This is a genomic window from Amycolatopsis sp. (genome assembly GCF_035276945.1).
In the GTDB taxonomy this organism is placed as follows: Bacteria; Actinomycetota; Actinomycetes; order Mycobacteriales; family Pseudonocardiaceae; genus Amycolatopsis_E.
Genome location: NZ_DATELF010000171.1, coordinates 43,809 through 63,717, shown reverse-complemented (window position 1 = coordinate 63,717; position 19,909 = coordinate 43,809). Strand labels below are relative to the sequence as shown.

The following is a 19,909-nucleotide window of genomic DNA, read 5'->3' as shown; positions in this document are numbered from 1 at the left end:
ACGGGTCACCCTACTGCCCGAGTAGGACATATTCGAGCCGCTCGGCGGCGGCGCGCAGACCCGGCAGCAGTTCGACCCGGGCCGGCAACGGGGTCCGGCACCATCCGGGCCCCATGGCGAACATCCGTCGGCGAGGCCGCCCACGCGGATCGTCGGCGAAGAGGCGGCTGTCCGCGGACTCGGTGTGGCGGGCGGCCAGCACGACGGCCGAGGGCGAACTGCGCCGGACGGTCGCCGCGAGCGCGTCCGGCGGCAGCGGCCTGCCGAACAGCTGCGTACCGATCCCCCGGTCCGCCAGGGTGGCGGCCAGCACGTAGAGCGGGAGCCCGTCGCGCTCTCGCGGCACACAGGCGAGCAGCACCGGACGTTGGTTACGTGGGCTGTGCAGCACCGGGGTGGCCCGCAGCAGCGCGGCGAGCACGCACTCATAGAGCAGACACTCGACCTCGACGCCGGCGCGGGCGCCTTCCCAGCCCGCGCCGAGTGCGGTCAGCACCGGCTCGATCACGTCCTCCCAGGCGGCCAGCACGCCGGCGTCGGCGATGGCCTCGGCGAGCGTGCGTTGCACGGCGAAGGCGTCCATGGCGAGCGCGACGGTGCGCAGGCGCCTCGCCACGTTGCCGTCCGACAGCCTGCTACCCGGCGGAGGCGGTTGAGGCCGGGTGGGCAGTTCGCCGGACGCCACCGACTTGGGCAGTTCGTCCAGCGCGTAGCGCGCGGCCTCTGCCGTCGAAGCGCCGCGCAACAGGGCGCGCTGCATGAGTTCGAGTCTCGCTACGTCGGCCGGACCGTAGCGACGGTGTTTGCCGCCGATGTGCCTGCCGGGCCCCAGCCCGTAGCGGCGGTCCCAGGTGCGGAGCGTGGAGGGCGCGATACCCAGCCGGCGCGCCACCGCGGCCACCGGCATCGTCGGCTCCATCCGCCCGGAATCCATTCGCCTCAATATCCCGGCGGGCCGACCGTCCGGCAAGTGGATCTTATTGGCGCCGCGCCGACAAAACAGCGCCTTCTCTCACGCTTGCGGGGGACACCTAACGGCTGAATCAGTGCGATTCCCTTGAACAACTATTGGCGCGCTTCTACCGTAGCCAGCATTGCACCAAATGGAGTAGTCGAGGCAGGGGAACCGACCGAAATACGGAGGCGGTCACGATGGCGGACACGCGCAGGCTTCCGGGCCCGAACGCCGATATCTGGGACTGGCAGCTGGAGGGGGCCTGCCGGGGGATGGACAGCGCGGCCTTCTTCCATCCGGACGGGGAGCGCGGACCGGCCCGTGCGCGACGTGAGGCAAGGGCGAAGGCGATCTGCCAGACCTGCCCCGTGCTGCGGATTTGCCGCGAGCACGCGCTCGCCGTGCACGAGCCGTACGGGATCTGGGGCGGGCTGTCGGAAAGCGAGCGGGAGAACATCATCAAGACGGGCAAACGCCAGTTGAGCCTTTCCGGCCAATGATCGCGGGAGCGGGAGAGAAGGGGTGGCACTCAGCCGGGTGCCACCCCTTTTTTCGCCGGTGAAACGATTCCAGCACGCCGCCGCCCTGCCGATCATGGTGCCGGGTGCGCGCTCACGCGCACCGTCGAGCGCATGGATCGACGCATGGAGTAGCGCGGTGCCGTGGAACATCACGACAGCGTCAAGATCCGCATTTTCGGGATATCGCCGTCACGCGCGCCCCGCTCGCGCCGCGCCCGCAGTTTTTGAGATTGTTTCGCTTTTCCTCCCGCAAGAACTCGCGGACCGGCCGATTCTGTTCCGTGCGGTTGATCCCAGCCAGCACGAGCATGCAGCCCGGCGGGTGCGCGGCACGGTCGGTGAACGTCTTAACGCCTTCGTGTAACCATCGGGCGACGCCCCCCGGGGGATGCCGCCATCCCGGACCGGGTGACAGCACACCTACCGGTAACGCTCCACCGACTCACGGAACAACGACTCGTGACCGCCAAACGCAGCGTAGAGACTCGGCGAGTTGATGCCCATGTCCGCCTCGACCGGACGGTCAACGTGCGCGCGGTGTCCGTGGCGGCGCTTCTTTTGAGGGCGGCGGGCTGACGGGCCGCTGACGGGCGGAAACCAAAAGTTCCCCAATGCGGCCGGTCGAATGGCCGCATTGGGGAACATTGGGGGAACTCGGTCAGGAATCAGTGGGCGTGACCGTGACCATGGCTGTCGTTCTTCTCTTCCTCCGGCTTGTCGACCACGGAGCTCTCCGTGGTCAGCACCAGGCGGGCGATCGAAGCGGCGTTGGCCACCGCGAAGCGGGTGACCTTCACCGGGTCAACGATGCCGGCCGCGATCAGGTCGGTGATCTCGCCGGTGGCCGCGTTGAAGCCCTGGCCCCAGCCCTGCTCCTGCACCTTGGACACGATGACCGCGCCCTCGTAGCCCGCGTTGGTGGCGATCCAGTGCAGCGGCGCGGTGAGCGCGTCGCGGACGATACGCACGCCGATCGCCTCCTCACCGGACAATTCGCCCTCGAGTGCGGTCAGTTCCTTCACCGCGTGCACCAGCGCCGAGCCACCGCCGGGCACGATGCCCTCCTCGACGGCCGCCTTCGTGGACGCCACGGCGTCCTCGATCCGGTGCTTGCGCTCGTTCAACTCGGTCTCGGTGGCCGCGCCGACCTTGATCACGGCGACCCCGCCGCCGAGCTTGGCCAGCCGCTCCTGCAACTTCTCACGGTCCCAGTCGGAGTCGGTGGTCTCGATCTCCTTGCGGATCTGGGCGATGCGCGCGTCGATGTCGGCCTTGGTGCCGGCACCGTCGACGATCGTCGTGGTGTCCTTGGTGACCGCGATGCGCCGCGCGGTGCCCAGCGCGTCCAGCCCGACCTCGGACAGCTTGAGGCCGACCTCGGCGGAAACGACCTTCGCACCGGTGACCACGGCGAGGTCGTCCAGGAACGCCTTGCGCCGGTCACCGAAGAACGGCGCCTTGACGGCCACCGCGGTGATCGTCTTGCGCAGGGCGTTGACCACCAGCGTGGACAGCGCCTCGCCCTCGACATCCTCGGCGATGATCAGCACCGGCTTCTTGGCCTCGACGACCTTCTCCAGGATCGGGAGCAGGTCGGCCAGGGCGGAGATCTTTTCCCGGTGCAGCAGCACGTAGGCGTTCTCCAGGATCGCCCGCTGCTCCTCCGGGTTGGTGGCGAAGTGCGCCGAAACGAAGCCCTTGTCGAACTGCACACCCTCGGTGATCTCCAGCTCGGTGGCCATCGTGGAGGACTCCTCCACGGTGATCACGCCGTCCTCACCGACCTTCTCCACCGCCTCACCGAGCAGCGCGCCGATGTTGGCGTCGCGCGAGGTCACGGTGCCGACCTGGGCGATGTTGTCACGGCCCTTGACCGGGGTGGCCTTGGCCTTGAGCACCTCGACGACCTTCTCCGCGGCCACCTCGATGCCCCGGCCCAGCGCGGTCGGGTTGGCGCCCGCCGCCACGTTCCGCAGCCCGACCTTCACCAGCGACTGAGCCAGCACGGTGGCCGTGGTGGTGCCGTCACCGGCGACGTCGTTGGTCTTGGTGGCGACGTTCTTGGCCAGCTGGGCACCCAGGTTCTCGAACGGGTCCCCCAGCTCGATCTCCCGCGCCACGGTCACCCCGTCGAGGGTGATCGTCGGCCCGCCGAACTTCTTGTCCAGCACCACGTGGCGGCCACGCGGGCCAAGGGTGACCTTGACCGCGTCGGCGAGCTTGTTCACACCGCGCTCGAGTGCCCGACGAGCGTCCTCGTCGAAATTGATCTGCTTGGGCATGTACGCAAAACCTCTCTGGCAGCAAAAACGCCCCGGCCCCCGGCGGTTACGCGGGGCCCGGGGCGTTGAAGGCAGACGCCGGCGTCAGTTGACGACGGCCAGCACGTCGCGAGCGGACAGGATCAGGTAGTCCTCACCGTTGTACTTGACCTCGGTGCCGCCGTACTTCGAGTAGATGACGACGTCGCCGACCTTGACATCCACGGGGATGCGGTTGCCCTTGTCGTCGACACGGCCCGGGCCCACGGCCAGAACCTTGCCCTCCTGGGGCTTCTCCTTGGCGGTGTCGGGGATGACGAGACCGGAAGCCGTCGTCTCCTCGGCCTCGCTCGTCTGGACAACGATCTTGTCCTCGAGCGGTTTGATGTTCACGCTCACCGGGTTGACCTCCACGGGTCTTCGAAAGCGTTGGCAGGTACTTACTTGGGTTTCGGCTCCTACCACCCCCGCCGTCGCGGGTGCCGGGGCGTGTGCGGTGCCGTGCAATTAGCACTCTAGCCAGGCGAGTGCTAGCCGCGCAACCAGGGTGGGTTTACCCAGCGGGAACGTGTCGGCAACGACCGTGACCCGCTCCCCTGTTTCGTACAGGTTCCATGATGCCCCCGATCCGGCCTCGGCGGTCACGGCCAGTATCTCGTACACGCGAGCCGCCCTGACCAGCTCACCCTTTGGGCGGTAGTGACCTCGGCCGGCCGGTTCTACGTTGGGGGAACGGCCCGGGGACCCGTGTGAAGGGATGGTGTTTTCGAATGGGTGGATGCAGTTGTTGTAGTTCGTGCAGCGGACCCGGATGCGGCTGCTGCGGTAAGTGCTGATTTTCCGGTGACGGGGAGGTGCTGCGGCCTCAGCACCTCTCCTGCCGGAGTCAGACGGTGAGCACGATCTTGCCGCGCCAGCCCCTTAACCCACCGAAAGTATCTATCAGACTCGGCGGTCGCCGAGTAGCTTTTTCACGTGCCGCCGTTCACCCGTCGCAACGCCCTGCGCGCCTTCGCGGCCGGAACCGCCGGGGTCACCGTGACCAGCCCCGCCCAGGCCGCCGTCGCCGACGAGGCCCGCCAGCGCGCGTTGGCGGACGCCGCCGCGGAATTCGCCGTACCCGAGCCCGTACTACTCGGCGTTTCCTACCAGAAGTCGCGCTGGGACAGCCACGGCGGCGCGCCGAGCACCGGGGCCGGATTCGGGCCGATGCACCTCACCGACGTACGCACGGTCGCGGGCGCGGGCGGCCACCATGACCAGGGCGGCGAGGACCCCCGGGGCGACACGGCTCGCGCGGCGCTGAGGCCGACCGCACCCGCCGAGCGGAAGCCAGTGCCCGCGCTGCAGACGGTCGACCTCGCCGCCCAGCTGACCGGAGCCACACCCGCGGCGCTCCGCGGTGACCCCGCTCGGAACATCCGCGGCGGCGCCGCGATTCTCGCTCAGTACCAACGAGAACTCGGCATCGGCAGTACCGATCCCGCCGACTGGTACGGCGCCGTCGCCCGATACAGCGGCGCGTCGGATTCGATGGCCGCGGCGTTCTTCGCCGACGAGGTGTTCAGCACCATCAAGACCGGCGTGAGCCGGGTGACCGATGACGGCCAGCAGGTCGCGCTCGCCGCGCAACCCGGCGTGACGCCCTCCCGCGGCCAATTGCGGGCGCTGCGGCTTCCCACTGGTTCACAAGGCGGCGTCGAGGCACCGCCGGACGTGTCGGTCGAGTGGATCCCGGCACCGTACGAGGATCTCGGCAACGGAAACTACGGCAACTACGACAAGGCCGACCGGCCGTGGAGCCAGCAGATCAGTCACATCGTCATCCACGACACGGAATGCACCTACGACATGGCACTGGGCCTGGTCCAGGACCCCACCTACGTCAGCTGGCACTACACCATTCGTTCGGTGGACGGCCACATCGCGCAGCACCTGCGCACCAAGGACGTCGGCTGGCACGCCGGGAACTGGTACGTCAACGCCAAGTCGATCGGTATCGAGCACGAGGGTTTCGCTCGCCAGGCCGCCTGGTACACGGAAGCGATGTATCGCACATCGGCGAAGCTGGTGCGTCATCTCGCCGCGAAATACCGCGTCCCGCTCGACCGCGAGCACATCCTCGGCCACGACAACGTTCCCGGCACGACACCCGCCTCCGTGAAGACAATGCACTGGGACCCCGCGCCGTACTGGGACTGGGCCCACTATTTCGATCTGCTGGGTGCACCGCTGAGACCGTGGCCGCTGGCCGTCAACACCGGGCTGATCACCATCGCACCCGGCTACGAGACGAACCGGCCCGGCTACACCGGTTGCGACACAACGAATTTCACGGCCACCTGCCCGCTTCATGGCTCCAGTGCCGTCCACCTGCATACCGAACCGCGCCCCGATGCGCCCCTGCTGCCGGATCCGGGCCTGCACCCCGGCGGCTCACTCTCCACAATGGATATTTCCGACGTGGGCAGCCGCATGTCCACCGGCCGGCGTTTCGCGGTCGCCGAGACCGCCGGAGACTGGATCGCGGTCTGGTTTCTTGGCCAGAAGGGCTGGTTCCACAACCCGCGGCGCGCGCCGGTCGCGCGCCCGGCGCTCGGCCTGGTCGCCGTGCCGAAGTCCGGAGTGGACAACGTTGGGGTGTACGGCCGGGCCTACCCGGAAGCCGAGGCATACCCGGAGGGTGTGCCGGCGGAGAGTCTGGTGCCGTTGCCCTACACGTTTGGGGCAGGGCAACGATATGCGGCGGGGCCGGTGGTCGACTCCGAGTACTACTGGTCCACCACCTTCGATCCGGCCGACCACCTGGTGGTGCGCGGGAAAACGAAGTACGTGCAAATCCAGTTTGGACACCGGGTGGCATATGTGAAACTCGACGATGTCCGGCTCCGGTCAACACGCGGTTGAGCGAGAACACGCTCCGTTACGGCGCAACGACCGATTATTTTCACCCGTTCCGCGGTGTACCAACCCCGAAAAGGGGTCAACTGCGGCGCGAAAGTGTGATCATCCGTCGTTTTGCGTAGGCATTCCCCGGATGAGGCCGAAAGATCGTCAACGAGCCGACTGAGGAGGCCCAAAGGGGAGGCAAAGTGGATGTGATGCTCCTGGCTGGGACAAGACCGGAGGCCGTCAAGCTGGCGCCGCTGGCACGAGCGCTGGGCGGGCACGAGGTGTTGCGCCCGGTCATTGTGCACAGTGGACAGCATGACGGCATGGTCGAACAGGCGCTTGCCCCGTTCGGGTTGCTGGTGGACATGTGGCTGCACACCCCGCCGTGCGGCACCGACCGGCCCGCCGAAGTGGTCGCCGGCCTGCTGCCCGCACTGGACGACACGTTCCGGAGGTATCGTCCGGCCGCACTGGTGGTGCAGGGCGACACCGCCACGGTGCTCGCCGGTGCGCTGGCCGCGTTCTGGGCCGGAATTCCCGTCGTGCACCTCGAAGCCGGAATGCGCACGCACGACCTCAACGGTGCCTTCTGGGGGTACGACCCCCAGACCTCGCACAGGGGCAAGCCCCCCTACCCGCTCCCGTTTCCGGAGGAGGGCATCCGGCAGATGGTGAGCCGCATCGCCGCGCTTCACCTGGCACCCACCACCACCGCGGCCGCCGCACTCCGCGCCGAGGGTATCCCGCGGCAACAGATCACGCTCGTCGGCAACACCGTCGTCGACGCCGTCCAGCTCATCACCCAGCGCGACCTGCCCGCACGGTGCCCCGAACTGGCGCTGCTGGAGATGGAGGTGGCCGAAGCGGGACAACGGCTGATCCTGATCGCCGCGCACCGCCGCGAGTCCTGGGGCGCGCCGCTGGGACGGATCCTGTCGGCGGTGCGGCGGCTGGTCGAGGAGCACGACGACGTGCAGGTGCTGTTCCCCGTGGATCCCGGTCCGGCGGTACGCGACCAGGTGATCGGTGCGCTCGGCGACCTGCCCAGGGTGACGATCACCGAGCCACTCGACTATCCGGACCTGATCCGCGCGCTGCGGCTGGCGACGCTGGTACTCACCGACGCCGTCGGGATCCAGGAGGAGGCACCGACCTTCGGCACGCCTGTACTGGTGTTGCGCGACACCACCGAACGCCGGGAAGCCGTCGATGAGGGCTATGCCTGGCTCGTGGGCACCGATTCGGACACCATCCACCTCGCCGCCACCGAAGTCCTTATTGGACGACTGGCGCCGCCCCACCGGGAAAACCCTTACGGCGACGGCAAAGCGGCCGTCCGCGCGGTCATCGCGCTCGAGGACCTGCTCGGCATCGCGGAAGGCTATTACCCGTCCGCGGTACCCGCGTCCGAGACCTAGCTGTCCAGGGCGACTTCGACCCCGCGGGCCTGCTCGGTGTTGCGGCGGGTCTTCGACCAGCCGTTGCGACCGCGGATCAGACGAAAGAGCGCGCGCCACGACGTGATGTAGAACGTGTAGATGTAGATCGCGTACACCAGGCCCATGCCCAGCCCCCGCAGCAGGTTCCGGCTGCCCCGGCAGCGAATCTGGTGGATCGGGCCCCAGACGACGAACGGCAGCAGCCCGAACGAACCGTAGATGGCAACAGGATCCAGGCCCCGCCGGTGAACCACGCCCAGACCCCGCCGGGATCGCCGAGCGTGTTGATCATCAGGATCAGGAACGGAATCGGGTACAGCAGCGAGCCCAGCAACTGCATCCACGGCTGGAGCAGGTAGTACATCAACTCCGCGGCGCCGAACGTGGTGATGTGCGGCGAATCCCAGATACGCCGCACGTACCGCGCGCACTGCATGGTGCCCTGCCCCCATCTCGTGCGCTGGGTCAGGACCTCCGAAAGCTGTACAGGCCTTCCTGCGCCACATAAAGATGGCGTCCCCGCCTTCGGCGAGCAGCGCCCACAGCTGCTCCGGCGAGCGGACGCCACCGGGGAAGCGGCAGCTTTCGCAAGCGCGTGCTATTTCGTTCCGGCCGAGATCGACACGATGTCGACCGGCAGCGCCGGGTTCGCCGAAATATCCAAGGATGACGGCTGAACCCCGGCGGCGACCACGTGCGCACCGAGCGCGGCGATCATCGCACCGTTGTCAGTGCACAGCCGCGGCCTCGGCACCCGCAGCTCGACAGCCGCCTCGGCACACCGTTCACGCGCCAGTTCGGACAGCCGCGAGTTCGCCGCCACCCCGCCGGAAATCACCAGGGTGCCGATCCCGAGTTCCTTCGCCGCCCGGACGGCCTTCGCGGTGAGCACGTCCGCGACCGCCTCCTGGAAAGAGGCGGCGACGTCGTTCACCGGAATTTCCTCGCCCCTCCGCTCGGCGCCTTCCACCCACCTCGCAACTGCCGTCTTGAGGCCGGAGAACGAGAAGTCGAATTTCGCGTCGCGGGGACCCGTCATACCACGGGGGAACGAAATCGCGTTCGGATCGCCCTGCTTGGCGGCCTTGTCGATCGGCGGTCCGCCGGGGTAAGGCAGGTCGAGCACGCGGGCGACCTTGTCGTAGGCCTCACCGGCCGCATCGTCCACAGTGGACCCCAGCTCGGTGATCCGGTATGCGATGTCGTCGACACGGAGGAGCTGTGTGTGCCCGCCTGAGACGAGCAGCGCCAGGCACGGCGTAGGCAGCGGACCGTGCTGGAGGGTGTCCACCGCGATGTGCCCGGCCAGGTGGTTCACCCCGTACAACGGCACGTCCAGCGCGGCGGCGTAGGCCTTCGCGGCCGACACCCCGACCAGCAGCGCCCCGGCCAGTCCCGGCCCCGCCGTCACCGCGATGGCGTCCACATCGGACAGCTTGAGGTCCGCCGCGGCGAAGGCCCGCTCGGCGGTGGGCACCAGGGCCTCCAGGTGGGCGCGGCTGGCGACCTCGGGCACGACGCCGCCGAACCGCGCGTGCTGCGCGACGCTGGAGGCCACCTCGTCGGCGAGCAGTTCGACGGTGCCGTCGTCGTGCAGCCGGACCAGCCCGATCCCGGTCTCGTCGCAGGAGCTCTCGACCCCCATGATGACCTTGGACATTCAGCCGACCTCCGTGTTTTCCCGGACCTCGCGCTTCATGGTGTACGCGTCGGCGCCGGAGGGCTGGTAGTAACGCTTACGGAGTCCTATCCGGCTGAAACCGTGCCGTTCGTAGAGCGCGACGGCCCGGTCGTTGTCCGTGCGGACCTCCAGGAAGACGGGTGCGCCCAACTCGTCGGCGCGGGCGAGCAACGCACGCAGCAGGGCGGCTCCGACGCCCTGGCCCTGGTGGCTCTCCACCACGCCGATGGTGTGCACGCTGGTCTCGTAGTCCCCCGGCCTGCCCACGATGGCGAGACCCGCGTACCCGACCAGGGTGTCCTGCTCGTAGGCGCCCAGGTAGTAGCCGCCCGCGTCGAACTCGGAATGGAAGGCGCGAGCGCTCCACGGGTCGTCACCGGCGAAGAGCTGCCTCTCGATCTCGACACAGCGCGGGATGTCTTTGCGCCGGAGCGGTTTGATCACGCTGTCACCCGCTTCCGGGCACCGGGCTCGACCGCGTCCGGACGGCGCAGGTACAGCGGCACCAGCGGGTCCGGGTCGGTCTTTGCGAGCAACTCCGCCTTCGCCACGGCGACCAGTCCGGCCGTGGCCGGGTAGTACGGCTCGACCACGCGAACACCGAGCTTGTCGGCGTACAGGCGGGCACCGTCCCCGGCCGCCACGGGGACACCGAAGTCGGCGGGTGGCTGTACGTGAGGGCCATCGGTGCGGTTCTTCTTGCCGTCGTAAGCCGCCCAGTAGACCTCGCGGCGGCGCGCGTCGGTCACCACGAGAAAAGGCTCGTCGGCGTCGGCGTCTGCCGCGATCGCGTCCAGGCCGCACACGGGGTACGCGTTGATGCTGAGCCCGTGGCTGAGCGCGGCAGCCGTGGCCATGCCCGCTCGCAGACCCGTGAAGGGGCCTGGGCCGACCCCGCAAACGATTGCGTCCAGTTCGCGAAGGGTCGCGCCGGCCTCGCGCAGCGCGTCGAGGACATGCGGAGTGATCAGCTCGCCGTGGGCGCGCGGGTTCAGGGTGACGCGCTGCGCGAGCACGGTGACACCGTCACGCGCCAGCGTCGCCACCCCGGCGGTCACGGCGGGCGTCGAAGTATCGATGGCAAGCACCAGCACGATGTACCAGGGTACCGGCGTCCGCTCACCCGGCGCGGCAGACCGGCGTCAGCCTTACGAGGTGAAAGTGCTGTCCGGGCAACACTTGCCACCTTCGGGTGCCATCTATGGTGAATTCATGGCAGAAGCCCTGTTCCCCGCCCTGACCTCGCCACCGGCCAAGACCGCGCTCCAGTTCGGCGAACTGGCCCTCGACTACCCCGGCCTCGCCGCGGCCGCCGGAGACCTGGCCCGCGACCTACGGGCGAGCGCGCCGGTCCGGGTGGCCGTCTGGGCGACGCCGAGCCTGCACACCAGCGTCGCGGTGGTCGCGGCCCTGCTGGCCGGGGTACCCGCGGTACCGGTCAACCCGAAGATCGGCGAGCGGGAACTGGGGCACATCGTGTCCGACAGCACACCGGCGCTCGTCCTCGCCGAACCCGGCGTGGACCTGCCCGCCGCTCTCGCCGCACTCCCGCGCAAGAACGTCGAACTCACCGGCTCGCCCGGCGACCTGCCCGCGGAACCGGACCCGGCCACGCCAGCCCTGATCGTCTACACCTCGGGCACCACCGGCCCGCCCAAGGGCGCGGTTCTGCCCCGGCGGGCCATCGCCAGCACACTCGACGCGCTGGCCGACGCCTGGCAGTGGACCGCCGAAGACGTGCTGGTGCACGCCCTGCCACTGTTCCATGTACACGGCCTGGTCCTGGGCATCCTCGGCCCGCTGCGGCGCGGCGGCGGCGTCCGGCATCTCGGCCGGTTCTCCACCGAGGCCGTCGCCAAGGAACTGGGCGCGGACGCCACGATGATGTTCGGCGTCCCGACCATGTATCACCGGATCGCCGGTGAGGTCGGCGAGAACCCGGAGCTCGCCAAAGCACTCGGCCGGGCGCGCTTGCTGGTGTCGGGGTCGGCGGCGCTGCCCGTGCACGACCACCAGCGGATCACCGCGGCCACCGGGGCGCAGGTCGTGGAGCGCTACGGAATGACCGAGACGCTGATGAACACCAGCGTGCGCGCCGACGGCGAACGCAAGCCCGGCACGGTCGGTGTGCCGCTGCCCGGTGTCGAGCTGCGGCTGGTCGGCGAGGCGGGCGAAGTGATCGAGGCACCGGACACGGTCGGTGAGATCCAGGTCCGGGGCCCGAACCTGTTCACCGAATACCTCAACCGGCCGGACGTTACCGCGGAGGTGTTCACCGGCGGCTGGTTCCGCACCGGCGACATGGCGACCCGCGACACCGACGGCTACGTGCGGATCGTCGGCCGCAAGGCGACCGACCTGATCAAGAGCGGCGGATACAAGATCGGCGCCGGGGAGATCGAGAACGCCTTGCTGGAACATCCGGGAGTGGCGGAGGCGGCGGTCACCGGCGAACCCGACCCGGACCTCGGCGAGCGAATCGTGGCGTGGATCGTGCCCGCGGGCCCGGCTCCGGACGAACAGGAGCTGGCCGACCACGTGGCGCGGCTGCTGGCGCCGCACAAGCGGCCGCGCGTGGTCCGCTTCCTCGACGCCCTTCCGCGCAACGACATGGGCAAAGTGCTGAAGCGAGCCCTCCATGCCTGATGCGCGGGCGCTCGTCGAGTCGGTCACGGCCGGCTTCGCCGAGTTCCCCGCGCCCTCCCGTATGTCTGCTGTGGACGGTCCGATCGGCTGGCCCGGCTATGGCAAGGCACGCGGAAGGGCGGTCGAGCGCACGGGTGAGCACGAGTCGGTGATCTGCGGGACCGGCAAGATCGGCGACGTCGAGGCAACGCTGATCGCGTTCGAGTTCGGCTTTCTCGGCGGGTCGCTGGGCACTCCGACGGGTGATCGGATCGAGGCCGCCTTCGTGCGCGCGCGAGAACTGGGCACTCCAGTGGTCACGCTGGTCGCGACCGGGGGCAGCCGGATGCAGGAGGGCATGGCGGCGCTGTCGCAACTCCAGCGCATCGCCCGGCAGATCGTCCTGACCAGGGCCGCCGCCCAGCCACACGTCGCCGTGCTGCGGAATCCGACCACCGGCGGGGGCTGGGCCACGCTCGGCGCGGGTGCGGACGTCACGCTCGCGCTGCCCGGCGCGCAGGTCGGCTTCGCGGGGTCGCGCGTCCGACCGCCCGGCGAGGAGGATGCCCACACGGCGGAGTCGCATCTGGCGGCGGGGCAGGTCGACCAGCTCGTCTCGCTCGCCGGACTGCCCGCGCGGCTCGCGCAGTGGCTGACCCTGCTGACTCGCGGTGGTCCGGACCCCGTCGAGCCTCCCGCCGCGCTTGGCTTGTCCGAGCTGCCGCCTACCGGCTGGGAGTCCGTGCGCGCGGCCCGTGCACCGGAACGGCCGCGTGCGGACGCCTATCTGGACGCCTACTTCGACTGGCGTCAGGACATCAGCGGCGACCGATGCGGAGGCGTCGACCCGGGAGTCCGATGTGGTTTCGGGTCCCGCGGCAGTTCGACGATCGCGTATGCGGCACAGTGCGGCACACCCACTCAGCCCGCGGGTTTCCGCACCGCAGCAAGGGTGATCAGGCTCGCGGACCGGCTCGGCATCCCCGTGCTGACCCTGGTCGACACCCCGGGCGCGGCCAACGACGCCGCCGCGGAGCGTGCGGGCGTCGGCCCCGCGATCGCCGACGTGTTCACGGCCGTCGCGGAGGCCACGGTGCCGGTCACGACGCTCGTCATCGGGGAGGGCGGCTCGGGCGGCGCCCTCGCCTTCGCCGCGCCCGACCGCACCTGGATCACACCCGACGCCTATTTTTCGGTCACCTCTCCCGAGGCGGCCACCGCGATCCTCAAGCTCCCGCCCACTGAAGTCCCGTCCGTCGCCAACCGCCTCCGTCTGCGCCCGCGGGACCTCGTCGACCTCGGCCTGGCCCGCGCCATCGTCTGACCCCGCCTCCCGCGCGAGTCGGGGTTTCGCGACACGCGAGTCGGCCTTTGGCGACACGCGAGTCGGGTTTTCGCGACACGCAAGTCCAGCCTTCGCGGCGGCCGAGTTCCACCTTCGCGTCGCGCACACTCCCGTTGAGCTAGGTTTACGAATGACGGACTCACTCGTCGCCGACTCGCGTGTCGCGAAACCCCGACTCGCCTGTCGCGAAAGGCCGACTCGCCTGTCGCGAAAGCCCGACTCACGTGTCGCGAAAGCCCGACTCGCCTGTCGCGAAAGCCCGACTCGCCTGTCGCGAAAACCCGACTCGCCTGTCGCGAAAACCCGACTCGCCTGTCGCGAAAGGCCGACTCGCGCCAGGTGTCAGGGGTGGAGGAGGATCTTGCCGGTGGGGGTGGTGGCGTCGGCCAGGAGCGCGAGGGCCTGATCGGCCTTTTCCAACGAGAACTCGTGGGTGATCAGCGGCACCGGGTCCAGGATTCCGGCGGAGAAGGCGCGGACGGCGTGGGACCAAGCCCTGGACGGCGCGCCGAAGACGGTATGCACGGTCACGGCCGCGCCAACCAGTTCCGCGGGCACCAGTGGCTCGGTCTCGACACCGGCCAGACCGGTGAGCACCGTCCGGCCGCCCCGGCGCGTCAACGACACCGCCAGGCGTGCCGAGCCCGGTGCTCCCGCCGCCTCGACGACCACGTCGAACCCGCCCTGAGCCGCCTCCGGCGGGCACAAGGACGCCCCGAACCGCGTCGCCAATTCGGCCCGGTCCTCCCGTGGGTCGACCACGACCAGTTCCGCGGGCCCGCCCGCAGCCAGCAGTTGCGTCGCCAGCATCCCGAGGGTCCCGCCGCCGACGACCGCGACCCGCTCGCCGGGTACCGCCTGTACCTTCAGGCACGCCGCCGCCATGCACGCGGCGGGTTCCAGCAACGCCGCCGCGCGCAGGTCCGCGCCCTCCGGCAGCTCGTGCAGCAACCGGGCGGGCAGCAGCAGCTCGTCCGCCCACGCACCGGGTTGGGTGAAGCCGGTCTCCTCGTACTTCGCCACACACAGGTTCGTGTCGCCCTGGCGGCAGGGCGGGCAGCGCCCGCAGTTGCGAAAACCCTCCCCCACCACGGGTTTCCCCAGCAGCGACGGGTCCGTTCCCGGACCGAGCTCGATCACCGTGCCGGACCATTCGTGCCCCGGAACCACCGGATACCGCACGAACTCCCCGGCACGCGAGCCCGCGAAAACCTCCCGGTCCGAACCACAGATCCCGGACCAGGCGATTCCGACGACCGCCTCGCCGGGGCCGGGCAGCGCGGGCTCGGCAGGCACCAACCGCAACGACTGCGGACGCTCGATCAGCACCGCACGGCTCATGAGCCCTTCCGTTTCTCCCAGCCCTCGGCGTACAGGTCGAAGAACGCGCCCTGCGCCGGGTGCTCGCCGATGAAATCGACGTCGAGTTCGACGCCGAGTCCTGGCTCCGAAGGTAGCGCGAAAAAGCCGTCGAAGACCGGGGGGACTCCGGGAGCGGCCTGCTTCACGTGCTCGTCGGCGAAGTCGTTGAAGTGTTCCTGGATCTTGAAGTTCGGGGTGGCCGCGGCGAGGTGCAGGTTCGCCGCGGTGAGGACCGGCCCGCCGACGTTGTGCGGCGCGACGAGCGTGTAGTGCGTCTCGGCGGTCGCGGCCAGCTTCCGGGTCTCGGAGATTCCGCCGATGTGCCCGATATCGGGCTGGATCACGTCGACCACCCCCAGGTCGAACAACTCCCGGAACTCGACGCGGTCGTGGATCCGCTCGCCCGTCGCGATCGGAATGTCCACTTTGGAGGCGACCTGGGCGAGCGCCCTGGCGTTGGCCGGCGGCACCGGTTCCTCGATCCAGCTCGGCTCGATCGGTGCCAGCAGCTGGGCGATCCGGACCGCCTCGGCGGGCGCGAACCGCCCGTGCATCTCGATCAGGATCTCCACGTCGGGTCCGACAGCGTCCCGCACCGCCTCGACCAACGCCACGCACCGTCGCCGCTCCGCCGGTTCCAGCTCCCACTGGCCGGGGCCGAACGGGTCGAACTTAAGCGCCCGGTAGCCACGCTCGATCACCTTGCGGGCGGCCGCGTGGAACTCCTCCGGCGTGCGCTCCACGGTGTACCAGCCGTTGGCGTAAGCCTTGATCCGGTCCCGCACCTTGCCGCCGAGTAGCCGCCAGACCGGCTGGCCGAGCGCCTTGCCGATGATGTCCCAGCAGGCCGTCTCGACGCAGGCGATACCGGACATCACGATCTCACCGGCCCGCCCGTAGTCGCCGTACTTCATCCGTTGCACCAGCGACTCGATGTCGAACGGGTCGCTCCCGATGACGTGCCTGCCCGCCGCCTCGGCGAGGTATCCGCGCAGGGCGGCGGTGTGACCGAGCATCCGGGTCTCCCCGACGCCGGTGAGCCCTTCGTCGGTGGTAACCCGCACGAAGGTCAGGTCACGCCACGGGGTGCCCAGTACGAACGTTTCAACCGCACTGATCTTCATGCTGTTTCCTCCGCGACCTCGGCCGCGGCCTGACGCTGCGTCACTCATACGGGCACCGCGAGATCTTCCACGGGCAGCTTCGACATGACCGCGTCCGGGAGCTGGCGTTCCAGGAACTCGAGGCCGATCTGGGCACGCCGGACGCGTTCCCGCCCCAGCGCGACCGCCACCGGCTCCAAATGCGTTCCGCTCGGGTAGATGTTCGGCGAGTTACGCAGCCCGAACTTCAGGTACACGGGCGCGGCGACCCGCACGATCTCCCCGATCTCCATGTGCCGTACCAGGCCGCCCTGGTCGTCGGGCGACTCGAGGTAGATGTCGAGCGGGATGTCGACGGCCGCGCGGATGGCGGCGAGCTGGCCGAGGGTCAGGTCCGTCGGCACGTTGTAGGTGTTGGCGCCCAGTTGCTCGGCCAGCCGGACGGCGGGCGGGTTGGACAGTCCCATTTGGACACTGATCTTGAACTGCAGGCCGGCGGGGAACTCGCCGGCCGCCCGTAACTTCGAGGCGATGTCGAGCACGCCGAGGTCGGTGATGAGCACGCTCCGGATCCCGGCCTCCACGGTGCGCGCGATGTCTTCCAGGTTGTGCACCACTTGCTCGGTGCCGCGGGCCTGGGCGGCGAGAGCGCCCGCACCGGCGGCCAGTGCCGCCGCGGAGGAGCCCCAGCCGGTCAGCGGCCGCGCGAACAGGCTCACTTCGATGCCGCGCTGCCGTGCCGTGCCCGCCACGCGGCGCAGTTCGTCCGAGGTCAGCAGCATGCCGCCGCTGCCCTGCGACACACGGTGCACCGGCACGGCGCGCTCGTCCGCCTCGGCCAGCACCGCGTCGAGCACTTCCGGGCCCTCCACGCTGGGAATCTCCACCCGGCACTGCGCCCCGTCGGGGAACCGCTTCGTGCTCTCCGGCAACTCGTTGTCCGTGCCCGCGAAACCCTCGGCCCGCAGGAACTCTCTGAACCTGGTCACCGCCCACCACCCTTGTCCGATATTTCGGCTGCTGTTCGAAACCATAGACCGGACGGGGGCGGGGAAACAACGCCCTGCTAACCAAACGTCAGGTGCGGGGGCGCCAGTTGCCGTGGGGCTCGAGGGTGGCGACGCGGACGTCGTCGGGCCGGCGTTCGAGGCGGACCACGAGGTGGTCGGAGGACAGCCGGTCCGCCGAACCCTCGCCCCATTCCACGACGACGGCGGAAGACGCCAGATCGGTGTCGAGGTCGAGGTCGTCGAGCTGCGCCAGATCGCCGCCGAGCCGGTAGGCGTCGACGTGCACCAGCGGCACGCCCCGCTCCCCGGCCGGATGCACCCGCGCGATCACGAAGGTCGGCGAGCTGACCCGCCCGGACACGCCGAGTCCGGCGGCGATTCCCCTGGTCAGCACCGTCTTCCCGGCGCCGAGCGGGCCGGACAGCAGCACCAGGTCGCCGGCCGACAGCTCGCGGCCCAGTGACTCGCCGAAACGCACGGTGTCCGCTTCGGTGAGAAGTTCTATTTGCTCAGCCACCGCCAGATCCTCCGCGACGAGCTCATGTTGTCCACCCCGGCGCACCGCTGGAGCAGGTCGATCAGATGGCTGTTGACCAGCTCGGGGTGCTCCAACTGCACCATATGTCCGGCCCCGCGGATCCGCGCGAGCTCGGCGTCGGGCAACTCGGCCGCGATCCGCTCCGCGTGCGAGTACGGCGTGAAGCGGTCCGAGTCACCGCCGACCACCAGCACATGCGCGTGCTTCAACCCGGCGAGCGCGGCGTATCGGTTGTGCGTGCCGAGGGTGTCAACGAAGTTGACCAACACCCGCACCGGGGTCACCGCCAGCATCTCAATCATGAAATCCACCAGCGGCGACGGCACCGGGCGCGGTCCGAACGCCAGCCATCGCACGGCCTGCCGGGTCAGCTGCCCGCCGGCCGCCCGCGCCAACTCGACCAATCCGGGCTGCCACCCGGCGAGCTCGCCGACACCCCTGGTCAGCGGGTTGTACTTGGACAACAGGCCGCGCGGCAGGCCGCGGCTCCCGACCTCGCCGGCGGCGGTCGCGATCAGGGCGACCCCCATCACCCGCTCGGCGAACAGCTCCGGGTTCCGCTGGGCCAGCTCCATGATCACCATGCCGCCCATGGAATGTCCCATGATGACGATCGGCCCGTCCGGCACGACCGCGCGCAGCACCGCGTCCAGGTCGCCGGCCAGTTGCTCGATGGTGCTGGTCTCCTGGTTCGCCCCGCCCGACTGGCCGTGCCCGCGGTGGTCGTAGTACACCTGCCGCACCTTGGGCAGCGACAGCGCGGCGAGGTCTCGGCGCTGGAAATACCAGCTGCGCTGGGAAAGGGCGAACCCGTGCACGCCGACCACGGTCAGTTCGGGTTTCCCGGCGACCGGGTCGATCTCGGACACCGACAGCGGGGTGCCGTCGTCCGCGGCCACCGTCGAGGTCCGGTCCGGTTTGAGCTCGCCGAGCGGCTCGGCCGACAGGTCTTCGTTCGCCCGCCGCTGCTGCGCGGTCACCGCGATGGTCGCCGCCGCCGTGCCGGTGACCAGCGCGGCCGCCCCGCCGAGCACGGTGAGCAGGCGCCGTGACGCCATCACACCTCCCCCAGGTACCGCCGCCTGATCCGCGGCCGGTACATGCCGGTGACGATCTCGTAGTCGATGGTGCCCATGCCCTCGGCCCATTCGCGGGCGGTCGGCTCGCCCCGGGCACCGGAACCGAACAGGATCACCTCGGACCCCAGTGGCGGCTCGTCGTCACCGCAGTCGACGACGATCTGGTCCATGCACACCCGGCCGGCCACCGGTCGGCGCCTGCCGGCCAGCCACACGCTCAACCGTCCAGACAGGACACGAGGCACCCCGTCGGCATAGCCGACCGGAACCAGAGCGACCGTAGTGTCTCGCGCGGCCGTCCACGTATGTCCATAAGAGACGGACTCGCCGGCCGCGAGCCGTTTGGTCAACGCGACGGAGGACCGGAACGTCATCGCGGGACGGAGATCTTCCTGCTGCGGCACGGGGTTCAGGCCATAGACGGCGATGCCGGGCCGGACGAGGTCGAAACCCACGTCCGGCCGGGTGAGCAGCGCGGCCGAGTTCGCCATATGCCGCAACGGGTTCAGCCCCGCCTCACGTGCGACTTCGTACGCGCTCCCGAATCGCTGGATCTGCGCGTCGATCGAGGGATGCCCTGGCTCGTCCGCGCACGCGAAATGGGACCAGACGGCCACGACCTCGACATCGGGCTCCGCGGAAGCCGCCTTCACCAGCTCCGGCCAGGCATAGGCGGGGCACCCGTTGCGGGACAACCCAGTGTCGATCTTGAGGTGCGCCCGGGCCCGGGCGCCCAGCCGGTCAGCCGCCGCCGCGACCCGCCTGAGCTCGTCCGCCGAGCTGACCGAGATGTCCACACCTTCCGCGATACCGGGCGCGAGGTCGACGTCCGGCAGGTCCAGCCAGCTCAGCACCGGCGCGGTGATGCCAGCGGCCCGCAGCGCGAGCGCCTCACCGAGCGAGCAGGAGCCCAGCCAGGTCGCACCCGCCTCGAGCGCCGCCCGTGCCACCGGCACCGCTCCGTGCCCGTAACCGTCGGCCTTGACCACGGCCATCAGCGCGGCATCCGGCGCCCTGCCGGCGAGCAGGGTCACGTTGTGCCGGATCGCGTCGAGATCGACGACAACCTCGGCGCGGGGCAGGTCGGGACTCATCGCC

At 69.7% G+C, this 19,909-nt stretch carries 18 protein-coding genes and 1 pseudogene; 6 read left to right on the top strand and 13 right to left on the bottom strand.

From position 1 onward, the window contains the following. Positions 1-10: 10 nt before the first annotated feature. Positions 11-934: a MerR family transcriptional regulator gene (locus VJT49_RS30800; RefSeq protein ID WP_324168479.1), complete on the bottom strand. Its 924-nt coding sequence runs from the start codon at positions 932-934 to the stop codon at positions 11-13. Positions 935-1,152: 218 nt separating this feature from the next. On the opposite strand from VJT49_RS30800, the gene VJT49_RS30795 reads away from it, so the two are divergent. Beyond that, complete coding sequence (locus tag VJT49_RS30795) at positions 1,153-1,455, top strand: WhiB family transcriptional regulator (RefSeq protein WP_324168478.1); 303 nt, start codon at positions 1,153-1,155, stop codon at positions 1,453-1,455. 22 nt (positions 1,456-1,477) lie between these two features. After that, complete coding sequence (locus tag VJT49_RS30790; RefSeq protein WP_324168477.1) at positions 1,478-1,840, top strand: hypothetical protein; 363 nt, start codon at positions 1,478-1,480, stop codon at positions 1,838-1,840. Positions 1,841-2,141: 301 nt separating this feature from the next. Here VJT49_RS30790 and groL read toward each other — a convergent pair whose 3' ends face one another. Further along, on the bottom strand, positions 2,142-3,758 hold the full coding sequence (groL, locus tag VJT49_RS30785) for a chaperonin GroEL (protein ID WP_324168476.1): 1,617 nt from the start codon (positions 3,756-3,758) through the stop codon (positions 2,142-2,144). Between the two features lie 84 nt (positions 3,759-3,842). Further along, positions 3,843-4,136 (bottom strand): co-chaperone GroES, encoded by a 294-nt coding sequence (gene groES / locus VJT49_RS30780; protein ID WP_027940937.1) that lies wholly within the window; start codon positions 4,134-4,136, stop codon positions 3,843-3,845. A gap of 576 nt (positions 4,137-4,712) precedes the next feature. Here groES and VJT49_RS30775 point away from each other — a divergent pair. Together VJT49_RS30775 and wecB are read left to right on the top strand one after the other, a co-directional pair. Beyond that, a complete protein-coding gene (locus tag VJT49_RS30775; protein WP_414636121.1) occupies positions 4,713-6,644 on the top strand; it encodes an N-acetylmuramoyl-L-alanine amidase in 1,932 nt (643 codons plus the stop codon). Positions 6,645-6,829: 185 nt separating this feature from the next. Beyond that, positions 6,830-8,047 carry a non-hydrolyzing UDP-N-acetylglucosamine 2-epimerase gene (gene wecB, locus VJT49_RS30770; RefSeq protein WP_324168475.1) on the top strand — a complete coding sequence of 406 codons (1,218 nt, stop codon included), beginning with the start codon at positions 6,830-6,832 and terminating at the stop codon, positions 8,045-8,047. On the opposite strand, the pseudogene VJT49_RS30765 reads toward wecB, so the two are convergent. The 4 genes and pseudogenes from VJT49_RS30765 to tsaB all read right to left on the bottom strand — a co-directional run. Further along, positions 8,044-8,575, bottom strand: a pseudogene (locus VJT49_RS30765) (N-acetyl-glucosamine transferase); the annotation flags it as partial. The gene wecB and the pseudogene VJT49_RS30765 overlap by 4 nt on opposite strands. 91 nt (positions 8,576-8,666) lie before the next feature. Next, on the bottom strand, positions 8,667-9,728 hold the full coding sequence (tsaD, locus tag VJT49_RS30760) for a tRNA (adenosine(37)-N6)-threonylcarbamoyltransferase complex transferase subunit TsaD (RefSeq protein ID WP_324168474.1): 1,062 nt from the start codon (positions 9,726-9,728) through the stop codon (positions 8,667-8,669). After that, positions 9,729-10,193, bottom strand: coding sequence for a ribosomal protein S18-alanine N-acetyltransferase (gene rimI, locus VJT49_RS30755; RefSeq protein ID WP_324168473.1), 465 nt, complete (start codon positions 10,191-10,193; stop codon positions 9,729-9,731). Continuing rightward, positions 10,190-10,843: a tRNA (adenosine(37)-N6)-threonylcarbamoyltransferase complex dimerization subunit type 1 TsaB gene (gene tsaB, locus VJT49_RS30750; RefSeq protein WP_324168472.1), complete on the bottom strand. Its 654-nt coding sequence runs from the start codon at positions 10,841-10,843 to the stop codon at positions 10,190-10,192. The genes rimI and tsaB overlap by 4 nt, the downstream gene beginning before the upstream one ends. A gap of 118 nt (positions 10,844-10,961) precedes the next feature. Here tsaB and VJT49_RS30745 point away from each other — a divergent pair, with 118 nt between their 5' ends. After that, on the top strand, positions 10,962-12,395 hold the full coding sequence (locus VJT49_RS30745) for an acyl-CoA synthetase (protein WP_324168471.1): 1,434 nt from the start codon (positions 10,962-10,964) through the stop codon (positions 12,393-12,395). Beyond that, positions 12,388-13,698 carry a carboxyl transferase domain-containing protein gene (locus VJT49_RS30740; RefSeq protein ID WP_324168470.1) on the top strand — a complete coding sequence of 437 codons (1,311 nt, stop codon included), beginning with the start codon at positions 12,388-12,390 and terminating at the stop codon, positions 13,696-13,698. Before VJT49_RS30745 ends, VJT49_RS30740 begins: the two co-directional genes overlap by 8 nt. Before the next feature lie 363 nt (positions 13,699-14,061). Here the strand turns inward: VJT49_RS30740 and VJT49_RS30735 are convergent, their stop codons facing one another. The 6 genes from VJT49_RS30735 to alr form a co-directional block, all read right to left on the bottom strand. Then, the gene (locus VJT49_RS30735; protein ID WP_324168469.1) at positions 14,062-15,060 is read right to left on the bottom strand and encodes a zinc-dependent alcohol dehydrogenase; all 999 of its coding nucleotides are present in this window, start codon (positions 15,058-15,060) and stop codon (positions 14,062-14,064) included. Next, a complete protein-coding gene (locus VJT49_RS30730) occupies positions 15,057-16,205 on the bottom strand; it encodes a mandelate racemase/muconate lactonizing enzyme family protein (RefSeq protein WP_324168468.1) in 1,149 nt (382 codons plus the stop codon). Before VJT49_RS30730 ends, VJT49_RS30735 begins: the two co-directional genes overlap by 4 nt. 44 nt (positions 16,206-16,249) lie before the next feature. Next, on the bottom strand, positions 16,250-17,173 hold the full coding sequence (locus VJT49_RS30725; RefSeq protein WP_324168467.1) for a U32 family peptidase: 924 nt from the start codon (positions 17,171-17,173) through the stop codon (positions 16,250-16,252). A gap of 88 nt (positions 17,174-17,261) precedes the next feature. Next, on the bottom strand, positions 17,262-17,711 hold the full coding sequence (gene tsaE / locus VJT49_RS30720) for a tRNA (adenosine(37)-N6)-threonylcarbamoyltransferase complex ATPase subunit type 1 TsaE (protein WP_324168466.1): 450 nt from the start codon (positions 17,709-17,711) through the stop codon (positions 17,262-17,264). Continuing rightward, the gene (locus tag VJT49_RS30715) at positions 17,696-18,790 is read right to left on the bottom strand and encodes an alpha/beta fold hydrolase (RefSeq protein WP_414636120.1); all 1,095 of its coding nucleotides are present in this window, start codon (positions 18,788-18,790) and stop codon (positions 17,696-17,698) included. The genes tsaE and VJT49_RS30715 overlap by 16 nt, the downstream gene beginning before the upstream one ends. Beyond that, entirely contained in the window at positions 18,790-19,905 is a 1,116-nt protein-coding gene (gene alr / locus VJT49_RS30710; protein ID WP_324168464.1) for an alanine racemase, read from the bottom strand. The genes VJT49_RS30715 and alr overlap by 1 nt, the downstream gene beginning before the upstream one ends. Between the last annotated feature and the right edge of the window lie 4 nt (positions 19,906-19,909).

Coding starts and splice junctions, on each gene's coding strand:
- VJT49_RS30745 (WP_324168471.1), top strand. CDS start 10,962: ATGGCAGAAGCCCTGTTCCCCGCCCTGACCTCGCCACCGGCCAAGACC.
- tsaD (WP_324168474.1), bottom strand. CDS start 9,728: ATGTCCAAGGTCATCATGGGGGTCGAGAGCTCCTGCGACGAGACCGGG.
- VJT49_RS30735 (WP_324168469.1), bottom strand. CDS start 15,060: ATGAGCCGTGCGGTGCTGATCGAGCGTCCGCAGTCGTTGCGGTTGGTG.
- VJT49_RS30800 (WP_324168479.1), bottom strand. CDS start 934: ATGGATTCCGGGCGGATGGAGCCGACGATGCCGGTGGCCGCGGTGGCG.
- groL (WP_324168476.1), bottom strand. CDS start 3,758: ATGCCCAAGCAGATCAATTTCGACGAGGACGCTCGTCGGGCACTCGAG.
- VJT49_RS30795 (WP_324168478.1), top strand. CDS start 1,153: ATGGCGGACACGCGCAGGCTTCCGGGCCCGAACGCCGATATCTGGGAC.
- VJT49_RS30715 (WP_414636120.1), bottom strand. CDS start 18,790: ATGGCGTCACGGCGCCTGCTCACCGTGCTCGGCGGGGCGGCCGCGCTG.
- VJT49_RS30730 (WP_324168468.1), bottom strand. CDS start 16,205: ATGAAGATCAGTGCGGTTGAAACGTTCGTACTGGGCACCCCGTGGCGT.
- VJT49_RS30740 (WP_324168470.1), top strand. CDS start 12,388: ATGCCTGATGCGCGGGCGCTCGTCGAGTCGGTCACGGCCGGCTTCGCC.
- alr (WP_324168464.1), bottom strand. CDS start 19,905: ATGAGTCCCGACCTGCCCCGCGCCGAGGTTGTCGTCGATCTCGACGCG.